At 64.8% G+C, this 21,133-nt stretch carries 19 protein-coding genes and 2 pseudogenes; 8 read left to right on the top strand and 13 right to left on the bottom strand.

Translation table 11 applies throughout. From position 1 onward, the window contains the following. Positions 1–45 precede the first annotated feature (45 nt). The 7 genes and pseudogenes from IHE49_RS17375 to rimO all read right to left on the bottom strand — a co-directional run bounded on the left by IHE49_RS17375 (position 46) and on the right by rimO (position 5,641). Positions 46–1,124, bottom strand: a protein-coding gene (locus IHE49_RS17375; RefSeq protein WP_192160284.1) for an IS3 family transposase whose coding sequence is annotated in 2 segments (ribosomal slippage) — positions 46–872 and positions 872–1,124 — 1,080 coding nt in all. Because the reading frame shifts where the segments join, the coding sequence is not laid out codon by codon here. Between the two features lie 59 nt (positions 1,125–1,183). Next, positions 1,184–1,438 (bottom strand): annotated as a pseudogene (locus IHE49_RS17370) (transposase); the annotation flags it as partial. 100 nt (positions 1,439–1,538) lie between these two features. Continuing rightward, a pseudogene (locus IHE49_RS18690) lies at positions 1,539–1,793 on the bottom strand (VOC family protein); the annotation flags it as partial. Between the two features lie 21 nt (positions 1,794–1,814). Next, positions 1,815–2,843, bottom strand: coding sequence for an ADP-ribosylglycohydrolase family protein (locus tag IHE49_RS17365; protein ID WP_225578534.1), 1,029 nt, complete (start codon positions 2,841–2,843; stop codon positions 1,815–1,817). 206 nt (positions 2,844–3,049) lie between these two features. Then, positions 3,050–3,397, bottom strand: a complete 348-nt coding sequence (locus IHE49_RS17360) for a VOC family protein (protein ID WP_192160280.1) — start codon at positions 3,395–3,397, stop codon at positions 3,050–3,052. Between the two features lie 51 nt (positions 3,398–3,448). Then, positions 3,449–4,297 carry a DUF3025 domain-containing protein gene (locus IHE49_RS17355; protein ID WP_192160278.1) on the bottom strand — a complete coding sequence of 283 codons (849 nt, stop codon included), beginning with the start codon at positions 4,295–4,297 and terminating at the stop codon, positions 3,449–3,451. Between the two features lie 6 nt (positions 4,298–4,303). Next, complete coding sequence (gene rimO / locus IHE49_RS17350; RefSeq protein ID WP_192160277.1) at positions 4,304–5,641, bottom strand: 30S ribosomal protein S12 methylthiotransferase RimO; 1,338 nt, start codon at positions 5,639–5,641, stop codon at positions 4,304–4,306. Between the two features lie 197 nt (positions 5,642–5,838). Here rimO and IHE49_RS17345 point away from each other — a divergent pair, with 197 nt between their 5' ends. The 5 genes from IHE49_RS17345 to IHE49_RS17325 all read left to right on the top strand — a co-directional run bounded on the left by IHE49_RS17345 (position 5,839) and on the right by IHE49_RS17325 (position 10,227). Continuing rightward, a complete protein-coding gene (locus IHE49_RS17345) occupies positions 5,839–6,510 on the top strand; it encodes a dienelactone hydrolase family protein (RefSeq protein WP_192160276.1) in 672 nt (223 codons plus the stop codon). After that, complete coding sequence (locus IHE49_RS17340) at positions 6,507–6,956, top strand: HIT family protein (RefSeq protein ID WP_192160275.1); 450 nt, start codon at positions 6,507–6,509, stop codon at positions 6,954–6,956. The genes IHE49_RS17345 and IHE49_RS17340 overlap by 4 nt, the downstream gene beginning before the upstream one ends. Further along, on the top strand, positions 6,907–8,373 hold the full coding sequence (locus tag IHE49_RS17335; protein ID WP_192160274.1) for an ATP-binding protein: 1,467 nt from the start codon (positions 6,907–6,909) through the stop codon (positions 8,371–8,373). The genes IHE49_RS17340 and IHE49_RS17335 overlap by 50 nt, the downstream gene beginning before the upstream one ends. Continuing rightward, positions 8,370–9,035, top strand: coding sequence for a response regulator (locus IHE49_RS17330; protein ID WP_192160273.1), 666 nt, complete (start codon positions 8,370–8,372; stop codon positions 9,033–9,035). The genes IHE49_RS17335 and IHE49_RS17330 overlap by 4 nt, the downstream gene beginning before the upstream one ends. 100 nt (positions 9,036–9,135) lie before the next feature. Continuing rightward, positions 9,136–10,227: a S41 family peptidase gene (locus IHE49_RS17325; RefSeq protein WP_192160272.1), complete on the top strand. Its 1,092-nt coding sequence runs from the start codon at positions 9,136–9,138 to the stop codon at positions 10,225–10,227. A 68-nt stretch (positions 10,228–10,295) separates the two neighbouring features. On the opposite strand, the gene IHE49_RS17320 is transcribed toward IHE49_RS17325, so the two are convergent. The 4 genes from IHE49_RS17320 to apbC form a co-directional block, all read right to left on the bottom strand. Further along, positions 10,296–10,820 carry a hypothetical protein gene (locus IHE49_RS17320; RefSeq protein ID WP_192160271.1) on the bottom strand — a complete coding sequence of 175 codons (525 nt, stop codon included), beginning with the start codon at positions 10,818–10,820 and terminating at the stop codon, positions 10,296–10,298. 84 nt (positions 10,821–10,904) lie between these two features. Then, on the bottom strand, positions 10,905–11,474 hold the full coding sequence (dcd, locus tag IHE49_RS17315) for a dCTP deaminase (RefSeq protein WP_192160269.1): 570 nt from the start codon (positions 11,472–11,474) through the stop codon (positions 10,905–10,907). Positions 11,475–12,013: 539 nt separating this feature from the next. Next, positions 12,014–12,550, bottom strand: coding sequence for an NADPH-dependent FMN reductase (locus IHE49_RS17310; protein ID WP_192160268.1), 537 nt, complete (start codon positions 12,548–12,550; stop codon positions 12,014–12,016). Beyond that, positions 12,547–13,641 carry an iron-sulfur cluster carrier protein ApbC gene (gene apbC / locus IHE49_RS17305; RefSeq protein WP_192160266.1) on the bottom strand — a complete coding sequence of 365 codons (1,095 nt, stop codon included), beginning with the start codon at positions 13,639–13,641 and terminating at the stop codon, positions 12,547–12,549. Before apbC ends, IHE49_RS17310 begins: the two co-directional genes overlap by 4 nt. A 150-nt stretch (positions 13,642–13,791) precedes the next feature. On the opposite strand from apbC, the gene IHE49_RS17300 reads away from it, so the two are divergent. Further along, positions 13,792–14,259, top strand: a complete 468-nt coding sequence (locus IHE49_RS17300) for a DUF2147 domain-containing protein (protein WP_192160264.1) — start codon at positions 13,792–13,794, stop codon at positions 14,257–14,259. A 157-nt stretch (positions 14,260–14,416) separates the two neighbouring features. On the opposite strand, the gene IHE49_RS17295 is transcribed toward IHE49_RS17300, so the two are convergent. Next, on the bottom strand, positions 14,417–15,169 hold the full coding sequence (locus IHE49_RS17295) for a hypothetical protein (RefSeq protein WP_192160261.1): 753 nt from the start codon (positions 15,167–15,169) through the stop codon (positions 14,417–14,419). Positions 15,170–15,687: 518 nt separating this feature from the next. Continuing rightward, a complete protein-coding gene (locus IHE49_RS17290) occupies positions 15,688–16,320 on the bottom strand; it encodes an HAD family phosphatase (protein ID WP_225578532.1) in 633 nt (210 codons plus the stop codon). A gap of 316 nt (positions 16,321–16,636) precedes the next feature. Here IHE49_RS17290 and IHE49_RS17285 point away from each other — a divergent pair, with 316 nt between their 5' ends. Continuing rightward, positions 16,637–18,931, top strand: coding sequence for a protease pro-enzyme activation domain-containing protein (locus IHE49_RS17285; RefSeq protein ID WP_192160259.1), 2,295 nt, complete (start codon positions 16,637–16,639; stop codon positions 18,929–18,931). A 284-nt stretch (positions 18,932–19,215) separates the two neighbouring features. Continuing rightward, positions 19,216–21,018 (top strand): alkaline phosphatase family protein, encoded by a 1,803-nt coding sequence (locus tag IHE49_RS17280; protein WP_192160257.1) that lies wholly within the window; start codon positions 19,216–19,218, stop codon positions 21,016–21,018. The last annotated feature ends 115 nt before the right edge of the window (positions 21,019–21,133 follow it).

Here is a 21,133-nt window from a genome sequence, read left to right as displayed (position 1 = left end):
CGACGTCCCCCCGCTTTGAGTAGCGGGTCGGTTTAGAGTCCGGAGTTACTTTAACTGCTTCGCGTAGGCGGCCGGTGTCAGCCCGCCCAACGCCTTCTTCGGTCGCTCCTCGTTGTACTCCCGGCGCCAGCGTTCGATCTCGGTGCGCGCGTGCAGCAGGCTGGGAAACCAGTGTTCGTTGAGGCATTCGTCGCGCAGGCGGCCGTTGAACGACTCGATGTAGGCGTTCTGGTTCGGCTTGCCTGGTTCGATCAGGCGCAGCTGCACACCGCGCTCGTGCGCCCAGGCAACCATCGCCTTGCCGCAGAACTCCTTGCCGTTGTCGGTGCGGATCGTCTTGGGCAGGCCGCGAATGACGCCCAAGCGATCCAGCACGCGCGTCACGCCGATACCGGAGATGGCTCGTTCGACCTCGATGCCCACCGACTCATGCGTGGCGTCGTCGACGATGGTCAGGCACTTGAGGACGCGGGCGTCGGCGGTGCAATCGAACACGAAATCCATCGACCACACTTCGTTGGGCGCCGATGGACGGACCAGCGGTTGCCGCTCGCTCACCGGCACCTTCTTCCGCTTGCGCCGACGCACCTGCAGCCGCTCCTCCCGATACAGCCGCTCCACACGCTTGTAGTTCACCGGCTCGTTGCCCTCCTGCCGAAGCTTCAGGTGGATCATCCCTACGCCATAGCGCTTGTGTCGCTGCGCCAGCTCCACGATCCGCCGCCGCAGCGTCACATTGCGGTCTGGCTGCGCCTGATAGCGGTACGCGCTGGCGCTCATGCCCACCACGCGCAACGAGCGCCGTTCGCTCAGCCCCTTGTCGATCATCTGGCGCACCAACGCGCGTCGGGCCGGTGCGCCTACGGTTTTTTTCGCAGGACGTCCCGGATCACCTCGTTCTCAAGCATCTGCTCGACCAGCAGCTTCTTCAGCCGCGTGTTCTCCGTCTCCAGCTCCTTCAGGCGCTTGGCGTCCGGCACGCTCATGCCGCCGAACTTGCTGCGCCACAGGTAGTACGAGGCTTCGCTGAAGCCGTGCTTGCGGCATAGATCCTTCACCGCCACGCCGGCTTCCGCCTCGCGCAGGAAGCCGATGATCTGCTCTTCGGTAAAACGCTTCTTCACGTCCAATCTCCGTCGGTTGGGGGATTGGACTCCAAACGGCCGNGGTGCGGTCACCACTTTTTTCGCAATGCCTCGCGGGTGATCTCGTTCTCCAGCATTGACTCGGCCAGGAGCTTCTTCAGCCGGGCGTTCTCCGCCTCCAACTCCTTAAGCCGTTTGGCCTCAGGCACCGTCATGCCGCCGAACTTGCTGCGCCACAGGTAGTACGAGGCTTCGCTGAAGCCGTGCTTGCGGCATAGATCCTTCACCGCCACGCCGGCTTCCGCCTCGCGCAGGAAGCCGATGATCTGCTCTTCGGTAAAACGCTTCTTCACGTCCAATCTCCGTCGGTTGGGGGATTGGACTCCAAATCGCTGTGCTACTCAAAAGCGGGGGGGGACGTCGCCTGGATACCAAGGTGCCCGCCCGTTCCAGCGCAGCATCGAAATCATCCACGCGGAAGAACAGCAGCAGTCCATTGCCGGGCGTGGCGAGGTCGGGGCTGGCCAGGGATGGACGGTCGTGCGCGCCCCACGCGTGCAGGCAGAGCAGCACCGTGCCGTCCGCGTCGACGAGCTGTCCGAAGTAGTCGTGCTCGGGCGCCGTCGCGGGCCGGCCGAACAGGCGCTGGTACCACGCGAGACTGCGGGCGACATCGCGCACGCCGATGATGGTCCACGTACGTTTCATCAGCAGCCTCCCGGCGCCAGGTCAATCCGACTGAAGCGCCAGAGCCTCCGCCAGCGCCAGGTATTCCGCGCCTTTTTCCAGCCCAGCGATGAAACGCCCTGGTATCGCCTCGATCCCGCCGATCGCGCCGCACAGCGCACCGGTGAGCATGGCGCGGGCCTGGTTCTGCCCGCCCGCGTTCACCGCGTTGAGCACGCCCTGCTCCACGTCGCCCTGGAAACGTGCTGCCAGGTAATAGGCCGCGGGAAATTGGTGGTACACCGCGCACGGCAGGCCGTAGACCAGACCCACCTTCGACGCTGGCTCGATCGCGACAGCGGGATCGTGCGCCGCCTTCGCGATGGACGACACCGTGAGCAAGGCATCGGGCGAAGCAAACTGCCCAGCCTGCAATGGCGCCTCCGCATCTTTCGGTACGTCCAGCTCACCGCTGGTCACGGTGTGGAACGGCAGCTCGCCGGACTTCACCAAGCTCATCAGCCGACCGGACAAGTCCGCGTCCAGCGCCACGCCGTTCGCCAGCTGTCCCAGCACCACGGCAAACGCCAGCGTCATCGCACCCACCGTGGGATCGCGCTGGGTAAGCGCCACATTGCTGCTGACATGCTGCGCCAGTTGCGCCGGCTCGCCCGCATAACGCAGTGCGATCGTCAGGACCCGTTCCGCCGCCTCGGTGTTGTCCGCCAGCCCTGCCACCTGCCCCCAGGGCAGGCCGGCGCGGCGTTTGCGCCACGCCTCGCGGATCGACTGGCTGGTGTAACCACCCGGCCCCGCCATCGGCGTGCCGTCCAGCAACGGAAACAGCTCGCGATCCATCCGGTCGCAAAAATCCGCCTCGTCATAACCCCCGCAGCTCACCAGCGAGCGCAGCGTCAACGCCAGGATGAACCCAGCCTGCGAGGAAGCACCCGCCGGCAGGCCCTCGTGATAGCGCCCCGGCTTCGGCGCCGTGTAGTCGCCGACCCAGTCGCCGTAGTCGCGCCTGAGCGCGTCGAGGTCGTAGTACCAGTGCGGGCCGAGAGCCAATGCATCACCGATGAATGCACCCATCAGTGCGCCATGGATGCGGCTTTTCCTCGAAACGTGAGATCGGGCTTGTGACATTTGGAAAGCCTGCAGTGCGACAACACCGGGCCATCGTACGCTTGGCGTCCACGCACTCCAACGGAATTGCCCGCGCCGCTTCAGACGTGCAAATCAACCAGGTCAGCCCGGGCTTTGCTGGAGATTCACGCCATGGGCGCCGTGAAGTTGAGTCAGTCGCCGTCCGGCATGCGCACCTGAAACTCCCGTTGGCGATACGGCATGTCCTTCAACGGCTCTACACGATCAGGCGGCAGTGTGGCGAGCGCGGGACCGAGCTTCGCATGCAACGCATCAACATCCGCGACATCGATGCAAATGGCGACCCTGGCCTTTCCGTCAGGGGTGAGTTTGCGCGTCGGCTCTTCAAGCAGGCGCAGCCCACAACCTTCAAGCTCAAGGTAGGCATAGTCGCCATGGCGGTACTTGACCTCGAACATGAGAATGTCATGGAAGAAGGAAAGGGCTTCACTCATGTCCGGCACATGTAGAAATGGCGTGATCTGGTAGATGCCATCCATACGACTCTCCTGGGGTGCCGCATCGAACCGGGCAGGCTCAGGTCCGCCTTCTCATCCGTCACGCCCGCAAGTGGCGGCGCAAGCCGCTTCGTCCCGGAGCTCAAGCGCTGCAGGGTAGCGCCGCCCTGCCCTTGCAGGTTGGAAACACGCAGCCTCATGGCAAAATGTTTCCTGCGTATTGTCCGGATGCCAACCGGGCACCCCAGCCAGCGGCAAGGGCCTCAGCTCCAGCGGATCGCACAGTACCTTGCCCGCACGAATCGCTTGTGCACAGGCCTCGAGAGCCGCGACGGTCGACAGGTCCGGGCCAACGACCACCAGCGCCTTCCCCACCAGCAACTGCCTCGGCGTCAACGCGTGTTCAAGCAACGCATGGCCGAACAGTTCCACCTGGATGCGGCCGTCCAGCCATGCGGCGCGCTCGCGCCAGAACAGGCCGTGCCAGTCGTGGGCGTCCCATAGCGCGAGCAACGCCTGATCGCGAAGCGCGATCACCACACCGGCTTCATCGAAGTGGGTAAGCGCGTATTGGGCACGCGAACGCTGCTTCGTGCCCATGTGGACGATTTCGGCCATCTGCCGCGCGTTGAGCGCGCGCTTGAGCGCCGGGTGACGCAGCCAGACCAGGGCGTTGAACAGGTCGTGCCAGTTGTTTTCGCGTGTGGCGATCTCGCCGCGCTCGGCGATGCGCTGTTCATAGTGCTGATCGTCGGCCAGCAGCTCGCGGTTCTGCGCCGCGAAGCGTTCGTGCATGCCCGCAGGACGGCAGCCGTTGAGCGCCTCGATCGAAGGCCAGTCGCGGCCCCCGATCAATCCGCTGTACTCGTGCCACGCCGCCAGCGGCATCCGCCCGAACACCTGCGGATCGACCGCGTCACGAACGGGCGCGATGTAGCGCATGGGTGATTACACGATCTTGAGGGTCGGATGCGCCAGGCGCGCGGTGAGATCGTGTTCGCTGGCGCCGTCGACCACCACGTCGACGAACTGGCCGGGCTTGAGGCCCTGTCCGTCGGAGATCAGCACGCTGCCGTCGATCTCCGGCGCGTCGGCGGCCGAGCGGGCAACAGCGCCCTCGGCGTTCGCTTCGTCCACCAGCACCTTGATGGTCCGGCCTATCTTGCGCTGCAGCTTGGCGGCGGAGATCTCCGCCTGCACGGCCATGAACTGTTCGAGGCGGTCTTCCTTCAGCTCCTCGGAGACGGCGCCCGGCAGTTCGTTGGCTTTGGCGCCGTCCACCGGCGAGTAGGCGAAGGCGCCCACGCGATCGAGTTCGGCTTCGCGCAGGAAGTCGAGCAATTCCTCGAACTCGGCGTCGGTCTCGCCGGGGAAGCCGACGATGAAGGTGCTGCGGATGGTGAGGTCGGGCACCTGCTTGCGCCAGTTGCGGATGCGCTCCAGCGTCTTGTCGATGTTGCCCGGGCGCTTCATCAGCTTGAGGATGCGCGGGCTGGCGTGCTGGAACGGAATATCGAGGTACGGGAGGATCTTGCCCTCGGCCATCAGCGGCATCACCTCGTCCACGTGCGGGTACGGGTAGACGTAGTGCAGGCGGGTCCACACGCCGAGTTCGGCCAGGCCTTCGCACAGCTCGGTCATGCGCGTGCGGTACGCCTTGCCGCGCCATTCGCGCTCGGCGTACTTGAGGTCGACGCCGTAGGCGCTGGTGTCCTGCGAGATCACCAGCAGCTCCTTCACGCCGCCCTTCACCAGCTTCTCGGCCTCCAGCAGCACCTGGTCCACCGGACGCGAGACGAGATCGCCGCGCATCGAGGGGATGATGCAGAAGCTGCAGCGGTGGTTGCAGCCTTCGGAAATCTTCAGGTACGCGTAGTGCTTGGGGGTCAACTTCACGCCAGTGTCCGGCACGATGTCGAGGAACTTGTTGCGCACCGGCGGCAGCGCCTCGTGCACCGCATGCATCACGCTGGCGTAGTCCTGCGGGCCGCTGATCGAGAGCACGTCGGGGTAGGCTTCGCGGATCAGCTCGGCGCGCTTGCCGAGGCAGCCGGTGACGATCACCTTGCCGTTCTCGTGCAGAGCGGTGCCGATGGAGTCCAGCGACTCCTGCACCGCGGCGTCGATGAAGCCGCAGGTGTTCACCACCACGGCGTCGGCCTCGCCGTAGCTGGGCACGATCTCGTAGCCCTCGACCTTGAGCTGGGTGAGGATGCGCTCGGAATCCACCAGCGCCTTGGGGCAGCCAAGGCTGACGAAACCGATTTTCTGCGTGGCCTGCGACATGGCGGCGACAACCGTGGGGAATGGGGAAACGGCGAATTATACGGCCATGCAGCCTGGGCCAAGGCGCCGGATACAGGCCGGTCGTCCCGGCCAAGGCCGGAATGACCGGCCTCGAGGCCAGGGCAGCGCACCTTCACCCACCACCGGCACGCGCGCCGGTTAGAATCCCGGCAACCGCCGCTCGGGAGACGACCGCCATGGGTCAGCACATCCACATCCCCACCTCGCGCACGCAGTGCATCGGCGGCTACCTTGCCCAGCCCGAGGGCAAGCCGAAGGGCGGCATCGTGGTGGTACAGGAGATCTTCGGCGTCACGGCCCACATCCGCAGCGTGGCCGATCGCTTCGCCGCCGCCGGTTACACCGCCATCGCGCCCGCTTTTTTCGACCACCTGGAGTCCTGGCTGGAACTGGACTACGACGAGGTGGGCATGGCACGCGGCAAGGCCCTGGTTTACGAGCTGGGGCTGGACCGCCCGCTGGAGGACGTCGCCAGCGCCGCCGAATCCATCGCTTCCTCCGGCAAGGTCGGCGTGGCCGGCTACTGTTGGGGCGGCACGATCGCCCTGCTCGCCGCGTTGCGGCTGGGATTGCCTGCAGTGAGTTATTACGGTGCGCGCAACGTGCCTTTCCTGGTGGAAACGCCGAAGGCACCGGTGATGTTCCACTTCGGCGAGAACGATGCGTCGATCCCGCCCGAAGCGGTGGCGCAGCACCGTGAGCAACTGCCGCAAATGGATACCTTCGTCTATCCCGGCGCAGGCCATGCGTTCAACCGCGACGGCGATCCGCACTACCACGAGCCCAGCGCAACATTGGCATGGCAACGCACACTGGCCTTCTTCGACCAGCAGCTGGCCGGCGCATGAGCGAGGCGGCATTTGCGCTCGATCCACGGCTGGAAGCCGACACCCGCCACGTTGCCGTGCTGCCGCTGTGCGAGCTGCGCCTGATGGACGATGCGCGCTTCGCATGGCTGGTGCTGGTACCGCGCCGCGCGGACATGGTGGAAGTCGCCGATCTCACCGATGCGGAACAGCAGCTGCTTTGGCGCGAGGCGAACTGGTGCGCCACTGCGCTGCGCGCGGTGGCGCCCTGTGACAAGCTCAACCTCGGCGCATTGGGCAACATCGTGCGCCAGTTGCATCTGCACGTATTGGCCCGCACGCAAGACGATGCGGCATGGCCCGGACCGGCATGGGGCCACGGCAAACGCGAACCGTACGATCGCGAGGCCCTGACGAACCGGTTGAACGCATTGCGCGATGCCCTGGATCGCACTGGGCCAGCTGACGTGCCTCCTGGCCGCCAGTGACTTCGCACCCTTGAAGTTGTCCATCGGCCACCGTCTGTTCTTCACCGTCTGGCTGACCATGCTTTCGCTCGGTGCGCTTGGCATCGAACTGGCGCGCTGGAAGCTGCTGGACAATTTCTCCGGCGGCCTGCCCGATACGGATACGCACTTCCTCGACAGCCTGGGCACCTCGCTGCAAGCCCAATACCAGGTGCATCACGACTGGTCGTTCCTGCCGGCCGATGCTGCGCAACGCAAGGCGTGGCTGTCCGACGCATATGCGCATTCGCTGGAAACCGCAGCCGTATTCCAGGCGAAATCCGATGCGGCAAGCGTCGTCCACCGCCTCGGCCTGGTGGACCGGCAAGGAAACTACCTGGCTGGCGTGCTGGCCAATCCCATGACGGTCGCCCTGGTCTCGCCAGACCGGATCGCGCACCCGTTGATCGTCGATGGCGAGCGGATCGGTTCGCTCGTGGTGGCGCAGCCGCAGAATCCCGACGATGCACTGGCCATGGCGTTTCTGATCGATCAGCAAAACCACCTGCTGTTCGTTGGCATGGCCGGCTTGCTACTGAGTGCGATGATCGCGGCGCTGTTCGCGGCGCATCTGCGTCGGCCGATTGCGCGGCTTGCCGCGGGTGCGCGCCAGCTCGAACAGGCGCGATTCGACACCCGCATCGACTTGCGCCGCAGCGACGAACTCGGCGAGCTCGCCAGCGCCTTCAACCACCTGGCCGCCCGGCTCGAAGATGCGGAACGCGCGCGCAGGCAATGGATCGCGGAGACCTCGCACGAACTGCGCACGCCGCTGGCCGTACTTCGCGCGCAAGTGGAAAGCCTGCAGGATCGCGTCCGTGCCGTCACGCCGGAGAGCCTCGCCCTGATGGAGCGCCAGGTGCGTTCGCTGGGCAAGCTTGTCGACGACCTGTACGAACTGGCCCGCGCCGACATCGGGCAAACCGCCTACGACATGGCACCGCACGACGCATGGCTGCTCATGCGCGAGGTATTCGATGATTTCGCTGATCGATTCCACGCCGCCGGACTGGGTGCCGAAATCGGCGAAGCACCTGCCCACTCCCTCGTGATCTGCGATGCCGATCGCCTGCGTCAGGTCGCCGCCAATCTGTTCGAGAACAGCGCGCGCTACACCGCGGCCGGCGGCCACGTCGCACTGGCCGGCACCGCGTCCGCCGGCGAAGTGCGCATGACCATCGACGACTCCGCTCCAGGCATACCCGGCTCGTCGCTCGACCGTCTCGGCGAGCGGTTCTTCCGGATGGACGCTTCGCGCAGCCGGGCCTCCGGTGGCAGTGGGCTGGGCCTGGCACTGGGCAGGCAGATTCTCGCCGCGCACGGCGGCCGCCTCGAATTCGCCCCGTCGCCGCTCGGCGGGTTGCGCGCAACCATCATCCTGAAATTGCACGGCGCATGAGCCCGACGATTCTCATCGTGGAAGATGAAGGCGACCTTGCGGCAATAGTCGCCGACTACGTGGTCGCCGCCGGGTTCAAGGCCGAGGTGATCGCCGACGGCATCGCCGCCCTCGCCGGCATCCGCCGCACTCCTCCCGACCTGATCGTGCTCGACCTGATGCTTCCCGGGCTCGACGGCCTCGCCGTGTGCCGCGCCGTGCGTGCGTTTTCCGACGTGCCTATCCTCATGCTGACCGCGCGAGTCGAGGAGATCGACCGCCTGCTCGGCCTGGAAGCGGGAGCCGACGACTACGTCTGCAAACCGTTCAGCCCCAGGGAACTCGTCGCGCGCATCAAGACGATCCTGCGTCGTTCGCACGGCCCTGAGGCACGACGCCCGCTCGTGGAGATCGACGAAGCGGCGCACGCTGCACGCATCGGACCACAGACGCTCGACCTGACGCCGAGCGAATACAACATGTTCGCAGCGATGGCGAAACGGCCCGGCACGGCGTTCTCGCGTGCGCAACTGCTGGACATCGCCCGGCGCGACAACCTCGACGTCAGCGATCGCGCCATCGACACGCACATCAAGAACCTGCGGCGCAAGCTCGCCACAGCGCTACCAGGTGTCGAGATCATCCATTCGATCTATGGACTCGGCTATCGCGTCGACTTGTAAGACGCGGGCCGCGCCGAAGCCGGCGCACACGATTCCCCCACATTGTGGTCGCAGGCTTGGCCCTGTCGGTCGTCGACGCACATACCGGGAGGAAAGTGGGATGAACAAAAAAGCCAAGATCGCCACCGCTGCGGCCATCGTCGGGATATCCGCGCTGGGCAGCATCGCCGCGCTGGCGTGGCCGGATGCAGGCCCTCCGCACGAGCCGCCGCAGAAGGACATGGTCATCGACAAGGCGACGCGCGCCGAGGTCATAAACAACGTGATCGCCAATCTCGACCGCGGCTATGTCTTTCCGGACAAGGCCGCCCTGATCGGAAAGGACCTGCGCGCACACTTGTCACGCGGGGATTTCGACGGCATCGGAAGCGCCGAGAAATTTGCCGACGCCCTCACCGATGCCTTGCAGGGCCAGAGCCACGACAAGCACCTGGAAGTCCGTTACTTCCAGGAAGCCATTGCCGAGAGCCCGGACGGCGGCCTGTCGCCGCAGGAGCAGGCCGAAGAGGCGTTGCACCAGAAGCAGGTCAACTACGGCTTCGCCAATGTCGGCCGGCTGCACTTCAACATCGGCCTGCTCGAACTGCATGCGTTCGGCCGGCCGCAACAGGCAGCCAGTCGCATCGCCGCCGCGATGACCCTGCTCGGCGATACCGATGCCCTGATCGTCGATCTGCGCGAATGCCGGGGTGGCGACCCGGACACCGTGATGCTGCTGGCCAGCTATCTGTTCGACAAGCCGACCCATCTCAATGACATCTATTTCCGCGACGAGAACCGCACGGAGGAACGCTGGACGACGGCGAGCGTGCCCGGCAGACGCTACGGCCACGCGCGCCCGCTCTATCTGCTCACCAGCAACGACACCATCTCGGGCTGCGAAGACTTCGCTTATGCACTGAAAAATGCCGGCCGCGCCAGGCTTGTCGGCGAAACCACGGCCGGTGCCGCGCATGCCGGTGCACCGCATCGCATCGACGCACACTTCATGATGTTCGTGCCGTCGGGACGTCCGATCAATCCGGTGACGCACGGCGACTGGGAAGGCGTGGGCGTTGTGCCGGACGTCAGGACGTCGGCCAAGAAGGCGCTCGATGCCGCTCAGCTTGCGATCCTCGAGGGAATGCTGCCTGCCGAAACAGACCCCATGCGCAGGGACGACATGCAGAGGCACATCGAAGAGTTGAAATAGGCCGGATGCCACCTCACGAAAAAGCCCGCGGATCGCTCCGCGGGCTCTTCTGCCAATCGCTGGGCCGATCAGTGCTGCCCTTGCCCCTGTCCCTGCTGCTGTGCCGCCTGGTCGACGGAATCGCAACCGGCAGCGGTCTTGCACTCCTGGCCGTTGCTGATCGTCGCCGGCGCGTGGTGGTCCTCAAGCTCGCGCGCGGTGGTGTTGATCGCGTTGATTTCAGTGAGCTGGCCGTCCTTGTCGTAGTACACGGTGAAACCGTAGTCGATCGACATGCGCGCCATGTACTGCAGGTGCACCTTGCGCACCTTGGAATCGTCGCTGGGCACCAGCAGGATGGTCTTGGGCATCTTGCCCGTGTCCTTGAGATAGGCGAAGTGACTGCCGGCATCGACCGCGGAAAGCACTGCGCCGTCGATCACGAACTGCCCTTCCTTGTAGGCCTCGACCGTTGTGTCGAACTTGCCCTTCCACTGGGCCGTCTGCGCCTGTTGCGTCTTGATGCTGTTCGTGTGGCAGCCGGCGAGCACGAGCACGCTGCCGAAGACCAGCGCGGCGGCAGCGCGGGTCAGGATGGTGGAAAAACGGATCATCGGGTTCTCCTGCGAAAAGCGATCGTGTGACTTGGCAATTTTAATGCGCGCGGCAACGCCGGCGCGCGGGGACGGTATGGCTGTTCAGGTACGCGGCAGGGTCACGCCCTGCTGGCCCTGGTATTTGCCGCCGCGGTCGCGGTAGCTGGTTTCGCAGGATTCGTCGGATTCGAAGAACAGCATCTGCGCCACGCCCTCGTTGGCGTAGATCTTTGCGGGCAACGGCGTGGTGTTGGAGAACTCCAGCGTGACGTGCCCTTCCCACTCCGGCTCCAGCGGCGTCACGTTGACGATGATGCCGCAGCGCGCGTAGGTGCTCTTGCCCAGGCACACCACCAGCACGTCGCGCGGGATGCGGAAGTATTCGACCGTGCGCGCCAGCGCGAAGGAATTGGGGGGAATGATGCACACGTCCGACACCACGTCCACGAAGCTGTTCGGATCGAACGCCTTGGGGTCGACGATGGTGGAGTTGATGTTGGTGAACACCTTGAACTCGCGCGCGCAGCGCACGTCGTAGCCGTAGCTGGAGGTGCCCCACGAGACCGCGCGGCTGCCATCCGCACCAAGCTTCACCTGGCCCGGCTCGAACGGCTCGATCATGCCGTGGCCTGCGGCCATGCGGCGGATCCACTTGTCGGACTTGATGCTCACGTGTACTCCGCGGTCGGCGTGGGGCCCGGGTAGGCCAAGCGTAAAACTGCAAAAATACATGGTCGGGGAGGCGGTGCGCCAGCGCGGGGCCGGTTCATGGCCTTTGCTGCTTTCGATTTGGGTAGCGGGGGCTTGCGTTGTCGCAAGGAACAAAGCGGTTTCGATCACCTGCCGGCGCCCTAGTTCCTTCTCTTCGCTGTTCGCCACCGCAGGAGCGGTAGCGGACAGCAAAGCTGGCCCGAAGGGCGGAAGGCAGGATGCCCGGAGTCAAGAGAAGGAACCAAGAGATTTGATACGCCGGAACTACAAGCAGGCTGTGTCGAGGGCTTGGGAGCCACTCCCGCCTATGCGATAGACGGTGCGGCCACACGCGCCGTATCTGAAAAACTGAGGGCACACACGAAACGAAGGGCCCCACGTTCGTCATCCTGGCGAAGGCTGGGATCGGGTGACTGCCTGGCCTGGGCAAGCGTGTTCGCTACTGGATCCCGGTCTGCGCCGGGATGACGAGCAAAGTCATGCACGCCATGCAAGGCAAATCAGCCCAATTCCGAGTCCAGGCAGTCCAATACCTTATGTAGTTCCGCACGGCGCTCCGCGCTGTCCAGCACCTGTTCCGCCGTGCAGCCGGCCCCCGGCAAGGCCACCGGCATGGGCTGCGTCGTCAGCAGTTCGGCGGACATGGTGCACAGGATCTCGGCCAGTGCCTCCTGCGCGTGGTGCGAGCCGCGCGCCGAGGTATTGAGCAGCAGCGCTGGCTTGCCGGGGAATTCCAGGCTGCCCACCAGCCAGTCCAGCAGGTTCTTGAACGCGCCGGGCACGCCATGGGCGTATTCGGGACAGGCGATCAGCAACACGTCGGCGCGACCGACCGCCTCGCGCAACGCCAGCACGGAGGCGGGCAACGGATCGCGTTCGTCGTCGGGGTTGAACAACGGCAGCGTGGCAAGGCCGTCGTAAATCGCCAGCTCCAGCGACGCAGGTGCCAGTTGCCGTGCGGCCTCCAGCGTGGCGCGGTTGGAGGAAACACGGCGCAGGCTGCCGCACAGGCAGAGCACGCGCCGCGGAATGCTCATGCGGCGGGGGAACCCTGCACCACGATCTTGCCCAGCCCCAGCGACTTGTTGCGCGGCTGGCGCGACAACCGCCCGGCAGCGTTGCGGGCGATCTCGCGGTAGCGCGCCGCGAGATCGGAATCGGGCATCGCCACCACGGTGGGCGTGCCGCCGTCGGCCTGTTCGCGGATGCGGATGTCCAGCGGCAGCGAGCCGAGATACGGCACGTGATACTGCTCGGCCATGCGCACGCCGCCGCCTTCGCCGAAAATGTGTTCCTCATGGCCGCAGTTCGAGCAGACATGGGTGGCCATGTTTTCCACGATGCCGAGCACCGGCACTTCCACCTTCTCGAACATCTTGAGCGCCTTCCGTGCGTCCAGCAGGGCGATGTCCTGCGGCGTGGTGACGATCACCGCGCCGGCCACCGGCACCTTCTGCGACAACGTGAGCTGGATGTCGCCCGTGCCGGGCGGCAGGTCGACGATGAGGTAATCCAGCATCTCCCAGCGCGAGTCGGTAAGCAGTTGCATCATCGCCTGGGTCACCATCGGGCCGCGCCAGATCATCGGCGTCTCCTCGTCCACGAGAAAACCGATGGACATGGCCTGCAAACCGTGCGCCTGCATCGGCGTGATGCTCTTGCCGTCGGGCGATTCCGGCCGACCGCTGATGCCGAGCATGCGCGGCTGGCTGGGACCGTAGATGTCGGCGTCGAGCACGCCCACCTTGGCGCCTTCGGCCTTGAGCGCCAGCGCGAGGTTGGCCGACACCGTGGACTTGCCTACGCCGCCCTTGCCCGAAGCCACCACGATGACGTTTTTCACGTTGGGCAGCGGCGCCAGCGCGCCCTGCACCTTGTGCGACTGGATACGGGTGGTGACGGACACGGCAGCCGATTCGATGGCCGGATCGGCTTCCAGTGCCTGCTTCGCCCTTGCGGCCAAGGCCTCGGCCGCACCCGCCGCAGGGTAGCCGAGCTGCAGGTCCACCGACACCCGCGTCCCGTCCACGCCCACTGCGCGCACGACCTCGGCCAGCGGTGCACCGGTGTGAGGGTCGGTCAGTTCGCCGAGCAATCGGCGCACCAGGGTTTCGTTCGCCTGCGTCATGTCATGTCTGGATGGGGTGGGGAGCCATGCATTATGCCAGCCATGACAACGGCCTCGTCTGATGCGGCTCAGCTTGGCGCGATGCAACTTGACGACTCCGGCCGGCACCGGCAGGCTCGAACCATACTGTCACGCACGGGGAATGCCACCATGAAACATGCTGTCCGCCTCACCCTCGCCTGCGGCCTGCTGCTGGCCACGGGAGCCGTTTCCGCCGCCGACCTGAGCACGCCGGTGGGCACCTGGCAGCAGGTGGACGACGTCACCGGCAAACCGACCTCGATCCTGCAGATCACCGAGTCCAATGGCGAGCTGCAGGCCAAGGTTCTGCAGGTGATGAACGCCACGCCCGAGGACATCGCGCGCGACGGCAACCCGCCGAAGTGCACCCAATGCGACGGCGCACGCAAGGACCAGCCCATCATCGGCATGACCGTGATGTGGGGCGTGACCCGTGACTACGACGTGTGGGACGGCGGCCGTATCCTCGATCCCAAGAACGGCAAGACCTACAAGGTAAAGCTCACGCTGAAGGACGGCGGCCAGAAACTCGACGTGCACGGCTACATCGGCTTTTCCCTGCTCGGGCGCAGCCAGGTGTGGAAGCGGGAACAATAAATCGTTGCGCACAGCTGGTTTGCGGCAACGACGGAACGCGGGCCCATGGCCCGCGTTTTTCATGCCGATCCAGTCATCCTGCCGCGCAAGCCCGATGCAGCGCCATGCGTGCGCCGCACAAGCGCGGTGCAGGCATGAGGACTTGTACCTCTAGGGGTCAGGCCTGGGTGCTGACCATCGCGCCGGAAGCGGACGTCCCGCCCAGGTCGCTGGAAAGCGTCTGCAGGAAATTGCCCAGCGTGGCGCCACTGGCCGCGCCGCCCAGCGAGCCGACCAGATTCTGGAAGCTTTGCTCCAGCGAACCGAGCACGCTGCTGGAGGCCCCGGAGGTGGACGACGACGATGCGGTGGACGCGGTGGACGCAGTCGATGTGGAAGAGCTGCCGCTGCTCGAGTCGAGCTGACTGATCAGACTCTGCAGGTCGCTCTGCATCTGGCCGCCGCCATGGTGGTGGTGGCCGCCGCGATGCCAGCCGCTCTGGTCGGCACCATCGGTGCCGGCAGCCGCCGGGCTGGCCGCTGCAGTAGCCGATGACCCCGCCGCGGCCCCCGCGGCTGCGGTGCCGTCGGAGGTAGTGGAAGCCGTGCCGGCGGCCTGGCCGCTTTGCGCCTGCAACGCGCCCATCAGGGTTTGCATGAAGGCCGACATGGCTTGCTGGGGGCTTTGCGTCGAGGTCGAGGAAGTAGCGGCCGTGCTGCTACCCGTCGTCGTGCCGGCGCCGCTGCTCGAAGCGCTCGTGCTGCTGCCTACACCCAGTGTGGACAGCGCCTGGAAGATCGAGCTGAACAGGCCGCCCGGCGGCGGCGCGTAACCCGTCGTGCTGGCGCTGCCGCTGGCCGCGTTGGTGCTGGCGGACTGGCTGAGTTGGGTCAGCCAGGGATTGTTGTTTGAAATCGAATTGATCGTCATGGAGGGTTCTCGTGCGAAGTTGGACTGCCGATCAAGCCGTCGGATCTGGCGGCTTTCATCACACCAAGCCTCATCCATGCGGCGAGTAACGCAGACGCCCCCGGAGGGAGCTCACGCGAAACAGCCTCTAGCAATTTGTTGACCAGAGTCGGCTGTCGCGTATGCAACACCGTGTAAAGAAGCGTAATGGCATTGGGAACAGGGGGTTTGCAGCATGTCGAGGCAGGCCGTGGCGACGATGAATCACTCGCCTTGCCGCAACACATCGAGGCAGTGCGTCAACAAAACAGCGCCAGCATTCCGGCACCTACGCCGGTTTCATGACAATGCCACGCCGGGCGTGCAACCCGCGTCACGACGCTACCCGATAGCCGTCCAGACGCGGGGCAGCAGTCACATGCGATCCGGCGCGAGGATCGATCAATGCCAATGGTAAAACGGCCGCCCTGACCCGCTGACCCGCGTCTCCCGTTCGCTCGCGGCATTGTTTCCGCGCGTGGTGCCGCTATGCAGGACGCCTACGCCGATACCAGCCCGTGCGAAGCCAGCCACCCACGCAGGCCATCGGAGTCACGGAACCACCACGCATGCATGCCCAGCGCTGACGCCGCATCGACGTTGCGGCGCGCATCGTCGATGTAGAGCGCGCGTGCAGGGTCGATCGAATAGCGCTCGAACAGCCGCTGGTAGATGCGCGGATCCGGCTTGATCAGCTGCTCCTCCCCGGAAACGACGATGCCTTCGAACCAGTGCAGGAAACCGAATCTCTCGATCTCCTTCGCGCGCGGAAAGGTTTCATGCGACCAATTGGTCAGCGCATACAGACGCACACCGCGCTCCTTCAGCTCCGCAAGCAAATCCACGCTGCCCTGGATGGCATCACCCAGCATTTCTTCCCACCCATCGCGATAAGCCGCGATGAGGCCAGCGTGCTGTGGAAACTGCGCACTCAAGCCGTCCACCGCCTCGTGCCAGGAGCGCCCCGCGTCCTGCCGCTCGTTCCATGCGCTGGTGCAGACTTCGGCGAGGAAACGTTCCATCGCCGTTTCGTCGTCGAACAACCGGCGATAGAGGTAACGCGGGTTCCAGTCGATCAGCACGCCGCCGAGGTCGAATACCACGGTATCGATCATGTCTTTTCTTGTATCCATCGTCACTCGTCACCGTCCAGGACAGGCACGAATGTAAACGAAGGGACGATGCACTGGACTGCGTCGCTGGTTCGAGCGCATGCTCCGAAGTGCTGTCGGCCGTTCGGCCGGGCACGGGGTGTTGTTAATTTTCAGTCAGCGCGACCGCCGTATGTGGCTGCGTCGGGTCCGTACGGCGATCCGATGGCTCTTCCGCTGGCACACGTTCGACGCAAGGGAGGCAGATCTCGACAAATCCATCCAGTCAAATGATCCGTTTCATCACAGGGGACAGGGGACTCGTTTTTTTCATCTGGCATTTCTTTGGAGAAAAGACGTGAAAACTGAACGTGTGATGCTGAGTGTATCCATTGCCGTCGCCCTCGCCTCGTTGCCGGCGATCGCCGTGGCGCAAGCTTCAACCGCACTGGCCGGCCTGAACACGGCCGAGGCGCCGCGCGTCACCCAGACTGTCGACAATCGCGTCGTGTCCACGCTGGGCAATACCCACCTGGCCCTGATCGGCGCCCTGACGCCGACTGCCGCAGTGGCTGACTCGCTGCCCATGAACCATATGCAGCTCGTCCTGCAGCGCAGTGCGTTGCGCAAATCGGCACTGCAGTCGTTGATCGCTGCGCAGCACGATCCTTCATCGCCCAAGTTCCATCAATGGGTGACGCCCGCCGAATTCGGCGAGAACTTCGGCATCACCGACGCGGACATCAATAGCGTGAAGTCCTGGCTCATTTCACAGGGCTTTACAGTCAACGGTGTGTACCCGAACAAGTCGCAGATCGATTTCAGCGGCACGGCTGGCCAGGTGCGCCAGGCATTCCACACGCAAATGAACCGCTATACCGTCAACAAGGTCAGCCACATCGCCAACGCGAGTGACATCAGCATTCCTTCAGCGCTGCAGAACGTGATCGTCGGTGTCGCGGGCTTGAACGATTTCCGTCCGCAACCGTTGCACGTGGCCCCGCAAGTAGGGCAGTTCAACGCCGGCAAGCGGAACTTCACGCTGAAACAAGCGTCCGCGTCCAGCACGAACTCCCAGGCAAACCCGATGGCGTTGGCGTTCACCAACGGTGCGCGCGGTTTCGTGCCGTATGACTTGAACACGATGTACAACACCACCGCGCTCTACAACAAAGGCCTGACCGGCAAAGGCATCAATATTGCCGTGGTCGAGGACAGCGACATGGATGTTTCGGACTGGCCCAACTTCGTCAGCCAGTTCAACCTCGGCAGTTATGGCGGCACGTTCATGCAGTTCCAGCCGCAGTTGACGCCATCCACGGGCAATTGCACTGACCCGGGTAATGCCACAGGCGACGAGGAAAGCATCGAGACCGTGCTGGACTCGGAGTGGTCCACGGCGATGGCACCCGGTGCCAACATCTGGGTGGCGACCTGCAACGACGCCGGCAGCACCAATTTCTTCGGCGGCGTGTATACGGCGGCGAACAACCTGATCAATGCCACTTCTCGGCCGGACATCATCAGCGCAAGCTATGGATACGGGGAAGGCTATACGGATACCGCCAGCAAGACGGCGATCGACCTGATGTGGGCCCAGGCCGACGCGGAAGGGATCTCGGTATTTGTTTCCACCGGCGATTCCGGATCCAACCCGAGTTTCAACGGCTCGATCATCAATGGCGTTGGCGTGGACGCCAACTCGTTTGCCACCTCGCCCAACGTGACCGGTGTCGGCGGCTCGGATACCGCCGACGTGCTCGACGGCACGACCAAGAAGTACTTCAGCAGCACGCTCAACACGGTGTATGGCTCGGCCTTGTCCTACGTGCCGGAGATCACCTGGAACCAGTCCTGCGGCAACACCACGGCGGCCCAGCAACTGGTGGGACTGACGGCGCTGCAGTTCTGCAAGAACGCGCTGATCTACGACCCGGAGGGCTTGTACGCAACCTCCGAAAGCGGCAGCGGCGGTCCCTCGTCGGTCGACCGCAAGCCGGCCTGGCAGCGGCAGGTGCATGGGGCCGCCAAGGACCAGTCGCGTGACCTGCCCGACGTCTCGCTGTTCGCCGGCTCCTATGGCGGCTATTCGTGGGTCATCCTTTGCACCGGCGACTACCCGTGCGCGCAGAACTTCACGACCCCGGTGGTGCTGGAGGGCGGGACATCACTGTCGTCGCCGATGTTCGCAGGCATCCAGGCACTGATCGACCAGGGCATGTCCAAGGCTGGTCTGTCGACCGATCAGGGCAACGCTGCACCCACGCTGTACGCGCTGGCCAGGAGCGAATACGGAGATGCGACGGGAGCCGTGCCGTCCACGCTTGCGCAATGCGATGCCGACAACGGCACCAAGGGCACCGCCAAGTGCGTGTTCCACAACATCACCGGCGGCGGCAATTCGACGCAGTGCATCGAGGTCGAAGCGTTCGCGGAGACCACGCCGGACTGCTATTTCTACGGCACGATAGCGAACTTCGAAGGGTTCTACGGATCCACCAAGATCGGGCTGACTTCGACCAGCGCGACGAAGTACAACCCGACCACCGCGGCCTATGCGGCGCAGCCGGGCTGGAGCTTCGCCAATGGTCTCGGCTCGGTGAACGCAGGCAACCTGTATTCGGCCTGGAAGGCCTTCGTGAATGCGCCGTAATAACCCGAGGCGTTGATGCGATTGCCCTTGGCGGGATTCCCGCCAAGGGTTCGGCGCCGTCCTGGCGGAGCGCGGCCGCGCGCGGAACGCACCCAATAAACGCACGCTTTCTCCGGATCGCGGAGAGCATCCCGGAAAATCGCGTTTTACGCAGCAGTCGACACTCCGTCTGCGCAACGTATCGCATTGCGCCGCATGAGCCGCACGCTGTCATCCAACCGTCGCGCATCCGCAACCACTCCCTCGCACTGTCCAGCCCTTCTCACACCACAAAGGGAGGGGCTATGCGACATCAACGCAAGTCGAATGCAGGTGTGCTGCTGGCAGCGGCCTGCCTCAGCGGCCTGTTCGCCACATCCGCCTTAGCCGGCACCAGCAGCAACCTGCTGGTGAACGGCAACGGCGAATCGGGCACCTGCACCGCCGACTGGTCGGCAGTGAATACCGTGCCGGGCTGGACGGTGACGCAAGGCAGCCCGTCGACCGTGTGCTACTCGATCGGCAGCTTCAGCACGCCGGGCAACGCTTCGGGCGGCAATGCCTTCATCGCCGACGGCCCCTACGGCGATTCCGCACTGCGCCAGAACGTGGACGTGTCCAGCGCCGCCAGCGCCATCGACGGCGGCGGCATCACCTATGCGCTTTCGGGCTGGCTCGGCGGCTACACCAGCTACAACGGGCAGGCTGTGGTTACGGCGACCTTTCTCGATGCTCACGGCAATCCGCTGGGCACGCCCGCGCAGCTTGCCGGCGCGAACGCGTCCGCACGTGGCGACAAGACCGGTTTCCTGGCCGAGTCCGCCACCGGCAACGTACCGGCCGGCACGCGCACGATTTCGGTGCTGCTGCAGTTCAACGACACCTCGGCGTCCTACAACATCGGCTACGTCGACAATCTCTCGCTGACGCTGTCCACGCCGGTCACGGCGCCCACCTTGCAGGCACCGGCCTCGCAGGTACCGGCCTTCGATCACGTCTTCGTGGTGATGATGGAAAACACCGACTACGACCAAGTGATCGGCGACACCACCGACGCGCCCTTCATCAACAGCCTTGCCCGCCAGGGCACGCTGCTCGACAACTACAGCGGCGTGTACCACCCCAGCGACGAGAACTACCTGGCGATCGCCGGCGGCGACACTTTTGTGAAGGGTGCCATCTACTATCCGAACATCAAGGTGACGGCGCAGCACCTCGGCGACCGGCTCGAAGAGATCGGCAAGACCTGGAAGGCCTACGAACAGGGCATGGGCACGCCGTGCAACACCAGCAACAACAACGACAGCTACTACGAGCCTGACGACGCGCCGTTCATCAACTTCACCGACGTTTCCTCGAACCCCTCGCGTTGCGCGGCGCATCTGTTCGACACCACCCAGCTCACCACCGACCTGCAGTCGGCTGCCAGCACGCCGAACTTCTCCTGGATCGCCGCAGACGACTATTACGACGGCGAATCCTCCGGCAACGGATCGGCGCAAAGTCTGCAGGTGCAGAACGGCTGGCTGCAGCAGACCCTGCAGCCCATCTTCAATTCGCCGGCGTGGACGCAACAGCGCTCGTTGCTGATCCTCACCTGGGACGAATCGGAGTCCACCAGCGGCAATCACATCGCCACCATTCTGTTCGGCTCGCCGGGCGCGGTGCAGGCCGGCTACGCCAGCAATGCCAGCTACAACCATTTCAGTGTCGGCCGGACCGTCGAGAACGCGTTGGGCATCGCACCGCTCACCAACAACGACCAGTACGCGCAACCGATCAACGATGCCTTCGTGACCACCACCGCCGTGACCACGCCCAGCCTCGCCAGCACCATGCCGAGCGTGAGCGCGGGCACCTACGTGCACTTCGACTACGCCACGCCGGCCAGCCAGCTCAACAGCGAGAACTGGATCGGCATCTACGCCACGGGCAGCAGTCCCGGCCACGGCAGCTCCGCCAGCTGGCAGTACGCGCCCAACGGCAGCGGTACCGTAACGTTCGATACCTCCAGCCTGTCGCCGGGCACGTACAACGTCTGGTACTGCTACAACGGCGGCTACACCGAGTTGGCCGGCCCCATCACGCTGAGCGTGACCAGCCACTGAGCATCCTCGGGCATACCTCACCCTCCCCGCACGGGAGGGTGGGGAACGGCTTGGTGCACGCAAGCCTCCCACGGCCGGGAAAAACATCCGTCATGTCATAATGCGGGGCTTCCCA

Origin of the sequence: Rhodanobacter sp. 7MK24, from assembly GCF_014842995.1 — a bacterium.
Classification (GTDB): Bacteria; Pseudomonadota; Gammaproteobacteria; order Xanthomonadales; family Rhodanobacteraceae; genus Rhodanobacter_A.
Note: the sequence above shows the minus strand (reverse complement) of the source record. Positions and strands in the feature narration are given on the sequence as shown.